Consider the following 12,341-nt stretch of genomic DNA (forward strand, 5'->3'; position numbering starts at 1 on the left):
AACGCCTTTCCGGCGTCTGGGAGGATTGGGTCCGTGCAATCCAACACCGCCACGCTGGCCGTCACCACGCCGCGCGAGGACTTCCGGGAACTTGCCGCCGGGCACCGGGTGGTTCCGGTGACCCGCAAGGTGCTGGCCGACAGCGAGACACCGCTGTCGGCGTACCGGAAGCTGGCCGCCAACCGGCCCGGCACGTTCCTGCTGGAATCCGCCGAGAACGGCCGGTCCTGGTCGCGGTGGTCGTTCATCGGCGCCGGCGCGCCGTCGGCGCTGACGGTCCGCGACGGCGAGGCGGTTTGGCTGGGCGCCACGCCGCAGGGCGCACCGTCCGGAGGTGACCCGCTCGTCGCGCTGCGCACCACCCTGGACCTGCTGGCCACCGCCGCGCTGCCCGGCCTGCCGCCGTTGTCCTCGGGGCTGGTCGGCTACTTCGCCTACGACATGGTGCGCCGGCTGGAACGGCTCCCGGAGATCGCCGTCGACGATCTGTTGCTGCCCGACATGCTGCTGCTGCTGGCCACCGATATCGCCGCCGTGGACCACCACGAGGGCACCATCACCCTGATCGCCAACGCGGTGAACTGGAACGGCACCGACGAACGGGTCGACGAGGCCTACGACGATGCGGTGGCCCGCCTCGACGTGATGACCGCCGCGCTCGGTGAGCCGCTGCATTCCACCGTGGCCACCTTCAGCCGACCGCAGCCGCAGTTCCGCGCGCAGCGCACCGTCGAGGAGTACAGCACGATCGTGGACAAGCTGGTCGGCGACATCGAGGCCGGTGAGGCGTTCCAGGTGGTGCCCTCCCAGCGGTTCGAGATCGACACGAGCGCCGATCCACTCGACGTGTACCGGATGTTGCGGGCGACCAACCCGAGCCCGTACATGTACCTGCTCAATGTGCCGGATGCCGAAGGGGGGCTTGACTTCTCGATCGTCGGGTCCAGCCCGGAGGCGCTCGTGACCGTCAAGGACGGCAAGGCCACCACGCATCCGATCGCGGGGACCCGGTGGCGCGGGGACACCGAGGAGGAGGACGTGCTCCTGGAGAAGGAGCTGCTGGCCGACGAGAAGGAGCGTGCCGAGCACCTGATGCTGGTCGATCTGGGCCGCAACGACCTGGGTCGGGTGTGCCAGCCGGGCACGGTGCGGGTCGAGGACTACAGCCACATCGAGCGGTACAGCCACGTCATGCATCTGGTGTCGACGGTGACCGGGCATCTGACCGACGGGAAGACCGCGCTGGACGCCGTCACGGCGTGTTTCCCGGCGGGCACGCTGTCCGGGGCGCCCAAAGTGCGCGCCATGGAGCTCATCGAGGAGGTCGAGCTGACCCGGCGCGGTCTCTACGGCGGGGTGCTCGGCTACCTGGACTTCGCCGGCAACGCCGATTTCGCGATCGCGATCCGGACCGCTCTGATGCGCGCAGGCACCGCCTACGTCCAGGCCGGTGGGGGAGTCGTGGCCGACTCCAACGGGCCCTACGAGTACAACGAGTCCGCCAACAAGGCCAAGGCCGTGCTGAATGCGATCGCCGCGGCCGAGACGCTGGGTCAACCGTGATCCGGATCGCGCAGGCTCTGCTGGCTCTCAGCGCGTTGGCGCTGTGGGGGGCCTCGCGCCTGCCCTGGGTCGAGGTGAGCACATTCGACGGTCTCGGACAGCCCAAGACCTCGACGTTGTCGGGCGCGGCCTGGTCGACGGCACTGGTGCCGCTGGCGCTGGTGCTGCTGGCGGCGGCGGTGGCCGCCCTGGCGGTCCGCGGGCTGCTGTTGCGTGTGGTGGCGGTGCTGGTGGCGGTGTCGGGGGCGGGAATCGCCTATCTGGGCATCAGCCAGTGGGTGGTCCACGATGTCGCGGTGCGCGGCGCGGGCTTGGCGGAGGTCCCGGTCTCCGCGCTGGTGGGTTCCCAGCGCTTCTACTGGGGCGCCGGCGTGGCCCTGGTGGCAGCGGTGATTGCGCTGGTGGCGGCCGGATTGTTGATGCGTTCGGCGGCGACCGCACGGACATCGACGGCCCGCTATGTGGCGCCGGCGGCGCGCCGCGACGCGGTGCGCTCGGAAACGGCCGACGGGGCGGGTCCGGAGGGAATGTCGGAGCGGATGATGTGGGACGCGCTGGACGAGGGCAGCGATCCCACCCGCGAGCCGAACTCCCCGGATCCGGACAACCAGGGTCGGTGACAGAACGTGTGGCGCTGGCGACTAACCTTTCAGATATCAACTGGGTCGATACAGACCACTCCGGGGGGATCCCGGCCTACGGAAAAGGACGATGGCCAATGAGTTCGGCGACCGTGCTCGACTCCATCATCGAAGGAGTCCGCGCCGACGTTGCCACCCGTGAAGCCGCCGTGAGCTTCGCCGACATCAAGCAACGGGCCAAAGATGCGCGGCCGCCACTGGATGTGATGGCCGCGCTCCGTGTGCCCGGCATCGCTGTGATCGCCGAAGTGAAGCGTGCCAGCCCGTCACGTGGTGAGTTGGCGTCGATCGCGGATCCCGCGGAACTGGCGAAGGCCTACGAAGACGGTGGCGCCCGCGTCATCAGCGTGCTGACCGAGGAACGTCGCTTCAAGGGATCGCTGGACGATCTGGACAGCGTGCGTGCGGCGGTGTCGATCCCGGTGCTGCGCAAGGACTTCATCGTCGGCCCGTATCAGATCCACGAGGCCCGCGCGCATGGCGCGGACATGCTGCTGCTGATCGTCGCGGCGCTGGAACAGCGCGCCCTGGAGTCGATGCTGGATCGCACCGAATCGCTCGGGATGACCGCGCTGGTCGAGGTGCACACCGAGGAGGAGGCCGACCGCGCCCTGCAGGCGGGCGCGACCGTCATCGGTGTCAACGCCCGCAACCTCAAGACCCTCGAGGTCGACCGCGACTGCTTCGCGCGGATCGCGCCGGGGCTACCGTCGAAGGTCATCCGAGTCGCCGAGTCCGGTGTCCGGGGCACCGCCGACCTGCTGGCCTACGCCGGTGCGGGCGCGGATGCCGTGCTGGTCGGGGAGGGCCTGGTCACCAGCGGTGACCCGCGCAGTGCCGTGTCCGACCTGGTCACCGCAGGCGCTCACCCGTCATGCCCGAAACCCGCCCGCTGATCGGCGATGAGCCGCTTGCGCGAAGAGAACAGATAACGATGGGCGACATCGCCGGCCCCCAGCTGCCACACACCAGCGCAGCCCTCGCCGAACCCACCAGTCATGATCCGGATGCCAAGGGGCATTTCGGGCCCTACGGCGGCCGCCTGGTCCCCGAGGCCCTGATGGCCGTCATCGAAGAGGTGACCGCGGCCTACGAGAAGGCGCGCAGCGACCAGACCTTCCTCGATGAGCTCGACCGTCTGCAGCGGCACTACAGCGGGCGCCCGTCGCCGCTGTACGAAGCCGAACGGCTCACCGAGCACGTCGGTGGTGCGCGAATCTTCCTGAAGCGAGAAGACCTCAACCACACCGGTTCTCACAAGATCAACAACGTGCTGGGGCAGGCGCTGCTGGCCCGCCAGATGGGCAAGACCCGGGTCATCGCCGAGACCGGTGCCGGGCAGCACGGCGTGGCGACCGCTACCGCGTGTGCGCTGCTCGGGCTGGAATGCATCATCTACATGGGTGCCGTCGACACCGCACGCCAGGCGCTCAACGTGGCCCGGATGCGGTTGCTCGGCGCGCGGGTGGTGTCGGTGGAATCAGGGTCCAAGACCCTCAAGGACGCCATCAACGAAACATTCCGCGACTGGGTTGCCCACGCGGACAATACTTTCTACTGCTTCGGTACGGCCGCCGGCCCGCACCCGTTCCCGCTGATGGTCCGCGATTTTCAGCGGATCATCGGGATGGAGACCCGGGTGCAAATCCGTGATCAGGCCGGTCGGCTGCCGGATGCGGTGACCGCATGTGTCGGTGGCGGGTCCAACGCCATCGGCATCTTCCACGCCTTCATCGATGACCCGGACGTCCGGCTCGTCGGGTTCGAGGCGGCCGGTGACGGCGTCGAGACCGGTAAGCACGCCGCCACCTTCACCGGCGGGTCACCGGGTGCGTTCCAGGGGTCGTTCTCCTACCTGTTGCAGGACGAGGACGGTCAGACCCTCGAATCCCATTCCATCTCAGCCGGTCTGGACTACCCCGGTGTCGGCCCCGAGCATGCGCTGCTCAAGGATTCCGGCCGTGCCGAGTACCGGCCCATCACCGATACCGAAGCCATGGATGCGTTCCTGCTGCTGTGCCGGACCGAAGGCATCATCCCGGCGATCGAGTCGGCGCACGCGGTGGCCGGCGGTATGAAGCTGGCTGCTGAACTCGGGCCCGGCGCGATCGTCGTCGTGAACCTGTCCGGGCGCGGCGACAAGGACGTGGAGACCGCAGGAAAGTGGTTCGGGTTGTTGGACGGTGATTCGTGAGTCGGCTCGCCGGAGTGTTCGACGGCTGCCGCGCTGAGGGCCGCTCGGCGCTCATCGGCTATCTGCCGACCGGCTATCCGGATGTCGAAACGTCGATCGCGGCGATGACGGCCATGGTCGAATCCGGCGCCGACATCATCGAGGTCGGGGTGGCGTATTCCGATCCCGGCATGGACGGACCGACCATCGCGCGGGCCACCGAGGCGGCGCTGGCCGGAGGGGTCCGGGTCTACGACGCGCTGCGGGCCGTGGAGGCCATCAGCAACGCCGGGGGTCACGCCGTGGTGATGACCTACTGGAATCCGGTGCTGCGCAAGGGTGTTGACACCTTCGCGCGGGATCTGGCATCCGCGGGCGGACTCGGCCTCATCACTCCTGATCTCATCCCGGACGAAGCAGAGGACTGGATTCGGGTGTCGGAACAGCACGACCTCGACCGGATTTTTCTGATCGCGCCGTCGTCCACCCCGGAGCGGCTCGCCGCAACGGTCGAGGCTTCGCGCGGGTTCATCTACGCGGCGTCGACGATGGGTGTCACCGGTGCGCGCGATGCCGTGTCGAACGCCGCGCCGGAACTGGTGAGCCGGGTCAAGGCGATCTCGGATATCCCGGTCGGTGTCGGCCTGGGTGTGCGCTCGCGTGAGCAGGCCGCCGAGATCGGCGCCTACGCGGACGGCGTGATCGTCGGTTCGGCGCTGGTGTCGGCCCTCGACGATGGTCTGCCCGCGGTGCGGGCCCTGACCGCCGAGCTCGCCGAGGGCGTGCGCCAGGCGGTGCGTGCATGACGGTGACGACGCTGGCCTACATCCCCAGCCCGGCGCAGGGTGTCTGGTTCATCGGTCCCGTCCCGCTGCGCGCATACGCGCTGTGCATCATCATCGGCATCGTCGCGGCGCTGGTCATCGGTGACCGCCGGTGGGAGGCCCGCGGCGGCGAACGTGGCGTCATCTACGACATCGCGTTGTGGGCGGTGCCTTTCGGCCTGGTCGGTGGGCGGATCTATCACGTGCTGACCGACTGGCCGACCTACTTCGGCGCCGGTGGCGCGGGATTGGGTGCGGCGTTCCGGATCTGGGACGGCGGCCTGGGTATCTGGGGCGCGGTGGCCCTCGGTGGCGTCGGCGCGTGGATCGGCTGCCGGCAGCGCGGAATTCCGTTGCCCGCGTTCGGCGATGCGATTGCACCGGGAATCATTCTGGCGCAGGCGATCGGCCGGTTGGGTAACTACTTCAACCAGGAGCTGTACGGGCGGGCAACGACCCTGCCGTGGGGTCTGGAGATCTACGAACGCCGTGACGCCGCTGGGTTCCGCGACTCTCTGAACGGTGTGTCGACAGGGGAGTTGGTCGGTGTCGTCCATCCGACGTTCCTGTACGAACTGCTGTGGAATCTGCTGATCTTTGCGTTGCTGATCTGGATCGACCGGCGCTACAAGCTCGGCCACGGCAAGGTGTTCGCGCTGTATGTCGCCGGGTACTGCCTGGGCCGGTTCTGGATCGAGTTGATGCGCAGTGATACCGCGACGCTGATCGCCGGGATCCGGGTCAACTCGTTCACCTCGACGTTCATCTTCATTGCGGCCGTGGTCTACGTCATGGTGGCGCCCAAGGGTCGCGAGGATCCGGAATCGCTGCGTGGCAAGGACAACGACGACGAGGAGTCGGCGGTTGACGAGGTGGCCACCGAGGTGATCGCGGTGGGTGCCGGCGCGGGTGTGGTCGCTGCCGCCAAGGTCGCTGGTGCTGCCGAAGTCGAGGACTCGGACAAAGCCGATCCCGTCGAGGAAGCCAAGGTGGCCGACGCCGCCGACGAGGCTGACGAGGTGGAAGAGCCGGTCGAGACGGAAGTTCTCGTGGTCGCCGAGCCCGAGCCCGAGGGTGACTCTGTGGCTGCTGCCGAGGCAGCAGTCGAAGAACCGGTCGAAGCGACCGTGACCGATGCCGATGGCGATGCACTGGAGACCTCGGCCGCGGAGGTGACCTCGGAAGCCGCGGTGTCTGAGGCTTTGACCGCACAGGCGCCTGTGGCCGCCGATGAGCCGGCGCAGGTTGGGGAATCCGCTGCTGCTGACGAGGCTGAGGCCGAGGAGCCTGTTGTCGAGGCTGAGTCCGCTGACGTTGAGGAGTCACCCGAGGCTGAGGCAGCGGACGCATCGGTTGCTGCCGAGACCGAGGCCGAGGCTGAGGCCGAGTTGGCTGAGAGCGACTCCGACGAAGCGGCAGTGTCTGAGGCTCAGACCGAAGAGCCCGCCGCCGACGCCGAAGAGGAGCCTGCCGCAGATGAGCCGGCAGAGCCTGAGGTGGAGGAGTCACCCGAGGCTGAGGCAGCCGACGCATCGGTTGCTGCCGAGACCGAGGCCGAGGCCGAGGTGGCTGAGACCGACTCCGATGAAGCGGCAGTGTCTGAGGCTGAGACTGAAGAGCCCCCCGCCGCGGAGGTGACATCGGAAGCCGCGGTTTCCGAGGTCTTGACCGCACAGCCGCCTGTGGCCGCCGATGAGCCGGCGCAGGTTGGGGAATCCGCTGCTGCTGACGAGGCTGAGGCCGAAGAGCCTGTTGTCGAGGCTGAGTCCGCTGACGTTGAGGAGTCACCCGAGGCTGAGGCGGCCGACGCATCGGTTGCCGGCGACGATCCTGCTCTAGCTGAGGGATCCGCCGAGACCGAAGAGCCCGCCGCCGACGCCGACGCCGAAGAGGAGCCTGCCGCAGATGAGCCGGCAGAGCCTGAGGTGGAGGAGGCTGAGGGCGACGAGCTGACCGAGGCCGATGAACCATCGGCCGACGAGACCGAGACTGAGAGCGAGCCGGACTCCGCTGCTACGGATTCCGCGGCCGACGCACCTGCCGAAGCCGCACCTGCCGAATCCAGCAGGGAGACAAAGAGCCTCGGCGAACGATTCCGCAAGCCGCGGTGGTTCCGCCGCAACAGCTGACCGGCCTAGGGATCCTCATCAGGGGGTCTGAGCAGTTCCTCCGGATGATGGAAATGGTTCAGGGTGTCCTGACCGACATCGAGCAACGGTGGCGGGTGCCAGTGGACGCGGCCATCGTTGCCGATCGAATTGGTCCATCCGGTTTCGAAGGCCAGCTGGTTGTCCGACCCGCACCCGAGTCCGAGACCGGTGATATCGGTGCGGCCCCCACGGGCCCAGTCCAGGTCGGCATGCATCCCCTCGCAATCGATACCCGCGACAGGGCAGTTCGGCATGGTGCACCCGCGGTCACGGGAGATCATCACCAAGCGCTGCGCTTTGGAGGCCAGGCGCTTGGTTCGTCCCAGGTATAACGGTTCAGCCGTGTGCTCCCGATACACGATCAGGTAATGGTGGGCATGGGCGGCCAGCCGGATCAGGTCGCGGATGGGCATCGTCGTCCCCGCAGAAGTCCTGGCAATTCCGGCCGCATCCTGCAATTCGCCCAAGGTGGTCGACACGACGACGGTCACCGGCAGACCGCCATGCTGGCCGAGCCGCTTGGACATCAAGGCATCACGCATCACCGCTTTGAGGGCGTCATGGTTGCGCTGGGCTTTGGTGCGGGTGTCGCGGGCTGCTGCGGTCAGGTTGTCGGGAACGGCATCGAACGCCGAACGGCGCTCGGCCAGCTCGTCGGTCGACAACCCTGCGTCAGCCATCGCGTCATCCAGTGCGGTCCGGCGTTCGGCAAAGGGCTCCGGCGGATGGTCGATCAACTCGGCAAGCACGCTGGCGTCGTTGGGAAACCAATTCTCCTCGGGCGGCACCGGAGTCGGCTCGGCTGGCCTTGGTTCGGCCGGCGCCTCCGGCGGCATCGGCTCCGCGGCCGGTGACACCCCGGCGTCATCCATCAGCGGATTCGGCACCGGATTGTTCACCGGCTCGGCGTCGGCGGGATTGTTCACTCCCGGTGCACCCCAGACCTGGGTGATGGTCTTCAGATAGGCGCCCAACTCGGCGTCGACGTGGCCGCTGACCCGGATCATCCCATCGACATCCTGACGCCCGAAGGTGATTCCGCGCTTGCGCGTGGCCAGGTCCGGACCGTCCCCGTCCGGATTGAGGGTGTTGAGCGCGTACGTCGCGAGTTCACGGAGCGTATGCGGGGTGATCCCGGCCGCGGCGGTGGCCAGCACGCCTTCCAGTTCGGCGCACGCAGCCGGGTCGGCGTGTTTGGCGGCGGTGGTCAGCGCCTTGCGGATCTCCCGCACGTGATCGCGGTTGATGGCCCCGGCGGCCAGTGCGTCCGCACAGGCCGGCAACGCAGCCTCCAAGAGCTCGCCGTCCATCCCATGGCGCGGCCCGAGGTCGCGCGAATCCGCAATGCGGCGGTCGGCCTCGTCCTTGGAGATCCGCATCCGGGTGCACAAGATCTCCGGCCAGGACCGCGCACCAATGTCTTTCGGGGTCGCCTGGGCCTGTAGTGCCGCCAGGATCCGGTGATCCGCCACGGCGGTGGTCCGCGCCCGATGCTCGCGCCGGGACTGCAACTCGAACAACTCGGCCGGCGTCATCCGCGCGAAATCCAGTGCGGCCAACTGCTCGCACGCCGAATCGTAGGCATCGAAGGCCGCCAGCACGTCCTCCCGATCCGCTACCCGATTCGCAAGCATGTTCGAATTCTATCGAGAAATGCCGGCACGCAAAGACGTTGTCCACAGGCAGAATGCCTATCCACAGATCCAGAAAAAGTATTGGCGCGCAACCACTTCGAGGAGTACGCGCAGCAGCTACGTGCTGATCTGGATCCGGCCGTCGACCTCGGAAACCGGATAGCTGCGCACCGGTGCGCCACCGGCGGCCTCGACACCGGTGCACATGTCGTAGGTCGCGCCATGGAGCGGGCACACCACCACGGATTCGTCAGCCAGCCCGTCCGCCAAGGGGCCCCCCTTGTGCGGGCACACCGCGTCCAGCGCGCGCAACGACCCGTCGCGCAACCGGAACACCGCGATCTGGCTGTCCGCCACGGCGAACGTCCGGCCCTCACCCACCGGAACCTGGGAGACCGGCCCGAGATCACTCATCGCACCGGCACCTGCGGCAGCGGCAACAACGGCAGCGACGTCCGGAACTGCCCCTCGGTCGCGGGTTCCCGTCCGTCCAACCACGGATCCCGGTATGCGTCAATCGATTTCTGCATCCGCGCATCCAGTCCCTCGGCGAGCCCCTCGGTGTCCTCGACCACCACCGCCCGAATGTGATCGATGCCCACCCTCGGCACCCACGCGTAGGTCCGCTCCAGCCAGTTCGCATCCTCGCGGTAGTACTGCAGGAAGCGGCCGGTCAGTGTCATCACCTCGTCGGCGGAGTCGACGGTGGCCATCAGATCGCCCTTGCGGATATGGGCGCCCGCAGCACCGCCGACGTAGATCTCCCAGCGTCCCCCGTCGACAGCCACCACACCGAGGTCCTTGCACAGCGACTCGGCGCAGTTGCGCGGACACCCGGTCACGGCGAGTTTCATCTTGGCCGGGCTGGCCAGACCCTGGAACCGCTCCTCAAGGGCAATGCCGAGCGCGGTCGAATCGCCCACACCGAACCGGCAGAAGTCGCTGCCCACACAGGTTTTCACGGTCCGGAAGCTCTTGCCGTAGGCGTAGCCGGATGGCATCTCCAGATCAGCCCATACCCCGGGCAGATCCTCTTTGCGGATACCCAGCAGATCGATGCGTTGTCCGCCCGTGCATTTGATCATCGGGATGGCGTACTTGTCGGCCACATCGGCGATGCGCCGCAACTGCCACGCGCTCGTCACGCCGCCCTTCATCTGCGGGACCACCGAGAAGGTACCGTCCCGCTGGATGTTGGCGTGCACCCGGTCGTTGATGAACCGCGAATCCCGCTCGTCGACGAACTCGTCGGCCCACATCATCTCCAACAGCGACGCCAGCGCCATCTTCGATCCGGCGTCGTGTTTCCCGTCGGGTGCCAGCGCGTTGAATACCGAAGAGACCGAATGTAGTTGCAATTCGCGGATCAACCGCATCAGCTCCGGCTTGGCGTACGGCACACCGGGTACGTACCAGGACGCCGACGGATCCTCGGTGACCGCACCGTCCGCGGCCCATTCGACGACCTGCCCGACCAGTTCCTTGCACGACCCACAGCCCTTGCCGGCCTTGGTCTGCGCCATGACGCCGGTCACCGAGGTGGTGCCGGCCCTGACGCACGCCACCAGCGCACCCTTGGACACGCCGTTGCAGTTGCACACCTGCGCGTCCTCGGCCAGTTCGGCCACGCCGACGGCGATATCCGGTGTGCCGATGTCGAACATCAGCGCCACCCGCTCGTCGGGCAACGGCAGCCCGTTGTCGAAGGCCTGGGTCAGGAACGACACCTTGCTGACGTCGCCGATCAGCGTGGCGCCCACCAGCTTCCCATCCCGGATGACGATGGTCTTGTACACACCGTGCTTGGGTTCGGAGTACTGGACGAACTCATCGTCGGGATGTTCGGGTCCCTTGACCCCCATCGACGCGACGTCCACACCGGCCACCTTCAGCTTGGTCGCCACCCGCGAACCGTGGTAGGCGGCTTTGCTGTCGGTGCCGGTCAGATGGTCGGCCAGGACCTTCGCCTGCTCCCACAGCGGTGCGACCAGACCGTAGACCTGCCCGCGGTGCTGTGCGCATTCGCCGACCACGTAGATATCGTCATCGTCGACCGAACGCATGTGGTCGTCGGTGACGATGGCGCGCTCGACGGTGAGCCCGGCGCGTTGCGCCAGTCCGACATTGGGCCGGATGCCCGCCGCGATCACCAGCATGTCGCACTCCAGCCGCTCACCGTCGGCGAACACGATGCCGGTCAGCTTGCCATCCTCGACCAGCACCTCGGTCGTCCGCTTCGATGTGTGCACGCCGATACCCAGGCCCTCCACCGACTTGCGCAGGATGTTGCCGGCGGGGTCGTCGAGTTGGGCGTTCATCAGCGTGGACGCCGCATGCACCACATCCACTGCCAATCCGCGGCTCTGCAGCCCGCGGGCGGCCTCGAGCCCGAGCAGTCCGCCGCCGATGACGACGGCCTTGGTGCGGTGGGCGGCCTCGGCGATCATCGCCGAGGTGTCATCGAGGGTGCGGAAACCGAAGACGCCGTCGGCCATGTTCTTGTCGTCGGCCCACAGGCCGGTCATCGGCGGAAAGAAGGACCGGCTGCCGGTGGCCAGGATCAGCTTGTCGTATCGCACCCGGGAGCCGTCGTCGGCGAGCACCATGTGACCGAAGGAATCGATGCGCACCACCCGCACCCCGGCCCGCAGGTCGATGTGGTTGTCGGTGTACCAGTCCAGCGCGTTGAGGTAGATCTCGGACGGATCATCCTTACCGGCAAGAACATTCGACAGCAGAATCCTGTTGTAGTTGCCGTAGGGTTCGTCGCCGAACACCGTGATGTCGAACTTCTCGCCGCCGCCCCGAGCCAGCACATCCTCAATGGCGCGGATGCCGGCCATACCGTTGCCGACCACCACCAGGCGCGCCTTCGCGGTGGACGCCGGACGGCCGGTGCGAATGACTGCTTCGGTGACGGTCATCTACACCTCGACCAGGCCGAGATCGAGAATGACTGTGCCCGAGCATCCCTCGGGCGCGGAGATGTGCAACTCGAGCACCGTGTCGGCCAGCAGATCCTCGACGACGCGCAGTGCGACGTGGGTGGCGCCCCTGGCGGCAATGGGGAAGTAGCGCATCGGGACACCGTCGCGGACCAGCACCACCGAGACCATCTGTTTGGTCGAGTTCCCGCCGCGGAAGTAGACCGGTTGGGTGACGATGCCCGCGGGCACGACGTATTTCAACGTGTCGTGGATCGGCACCGGCTTGTCCAAACCGGCCCCTTCGAAGGGAAAGGCGCCCTGCAGGAACTGTGGTGTGCTGCCATCGCTCATGCTTCAGCGAAGCTAAGGGGCGTTTGTTTCGGATTCGTTTCAGAAGTGCGTCGCCCATGAATACCGTGGCGCACCGAG

General features: G+C 67.4%; 10 protein-coding genes. 6 read left to right on the forward strand and 4 right to left on the reverse strand.

Going from position 1 to position 12,341, the window contains the following annotated elements; translation table 11 throughout:
• The first annotated feature begins 33 nt into the window (after positions 1 to 33).
• The 6 genes from ASE48_RS01370 (at position 34) to lgt (ending at position 7,330) form a co-directional block, all read left to right on the forward strand.
• On the forward strand, positions 34 to 1,563 hold the full coding sequence (locus ASE48_RS01370; RefSeq protein WP_057165204.1) for an anthranilate synthase component I: 1,530 nt from the start codon (positions 34 to 36) through the stop codon (positions 1,561 to 1,563).
• Positions 1,560 to 2,183, forward strand: coding sequence for a TIGR02234 family membrane protein (locus ASE48_RS01375; RefSeq protein WP_057165205.1), 624 nt, complete (start codon positions 1,560 to 1,562; stop codon positions 2,181 to 2,183). The genes ASE48_RS01370 and ASE48_RS01375 overlap by 4 nt, the downstream gene beginning before the upstream one ends.
• 98 nt (positions 2,184 to 2,281) lie before the next feature.
• Positions 2,282 to 3,100, forward strand: coding sequence for an indole-3-glycerol phosphate synthase TrpC (gene trpC, locus ASE48_RS01380; protein ID WP_057165206.1), 819 nt, complete (start codon positions 2,282 to 2,284; stop codon positions 3,098 to 3,100).
• A gap of 38 nt (positions 3,101 to 3,138) precedes the next feature.
• Positions 3,139 to 4,398, forward strand: coding sequence for a tryptophan synthase subunit beta (gene trpB, locus ASE48_RS01385; RefSeq protein ID WP_057165207.1), 1,260 nt, complete (start codon positions 3,139 to 3,141; stop codon positions 4,396 to 4,398).
• On the forward strand, positions 4,395 to 5,183 hold the full coding sequence (gene trpA, locus ASE48_RS01390) for a tryptophan synthase subunit alpha (RefSeq protein WP_057165208.1): 789 nt from the start codon (positions 4,395 to 4,397) through the stop codon (positions 5,181 to 5,183). Before trpB ends, trpA begins: the two co-directional genes overlap by 4 nt.
• Positions 5,180 to 7,330: a prolipoprotein diacylglyceryl transferase gene (gene lgt, locus ASE48_RS01395; protein WP_057165209.1), complete on the forward strand. Its 2,151-nt coding sequence runs from the start codon at positions 5,180 to 5,182 to the stop codon at positions 7,328 to 7,330. The genes trpA and lgt overlap by 4 nt, the downstream gene beginning before the upstream one ends.
• A 5-nt stretch (positions 7,331 to 7,335) precedes the next feature.
• On the opposite strand, the gene ASE48_RS01400 is transcribed toward lgt, so the two are convergent.
• The 4 genes from ASE48_RS01400 to ASE48_RS01415 form a co-directional block, all read right to left on the reverse strand.
• The gene (locus tag ASE48_RS01400) at positions 7,336 to 8,985 is read right to left on the reverse strand and encodes a DUF222 domain-containing protein (RefSeq protein WP_082613930.1); all 1,650 of its coding nucleotides are present in this window, start codon (positions 8,983 to 8,985) and stop codon (positions 7,336 to 7,338) included.
• Between the two features lie 117 nt (positions 8,986 to 9,102).
• Positions 9,103 to 9,399 carry a Rieske (2Fe-2S) protein gene (locus ASE48_RS01405; RefSeq protein WP_057165211.1) on the reverse strand — a complete coding sequence of 99 codons (297 nt, stop codon included), beginning with the start codon at positions 9,397 to 9,399 and terminating at the stop codon, positions 9,103 to 9,105.
• Positions 9,396 to 11,909, reverse strand: a complete 2,514-nt coding sequence (gene nirB, locus ASE48_RS01410; RefSeq protein WP_057165212.1) for a nitrite reductase large subunit NirB — start codon at positions 11,907 to 11,909, stop codon at positions 9,396 to 9,398. The genes ASE48_RS01405 and nirB overlap by 4 nt, the downstream gene beginning before the upstream one ends.
• Entirely contained in the window at positions 11,910 to 12,263 is a 354-nt protein-coding gene (locus tag ASE48_RS01415) for a hypothetical protein (protein ID WP_057165213.1), read from the reverse strand.
• Positions 12,264 to 12,341: the final 78 nt, after the last annotated feature.

This window comes from Mycobacterium sp. Root265 (assembly GCF_001428895.1).
Lineage (GTDB): Bacteria > Actinomycetota > Actinomycetes > Mycobacteriales > Mycobacteriaceae > Mycobacterium.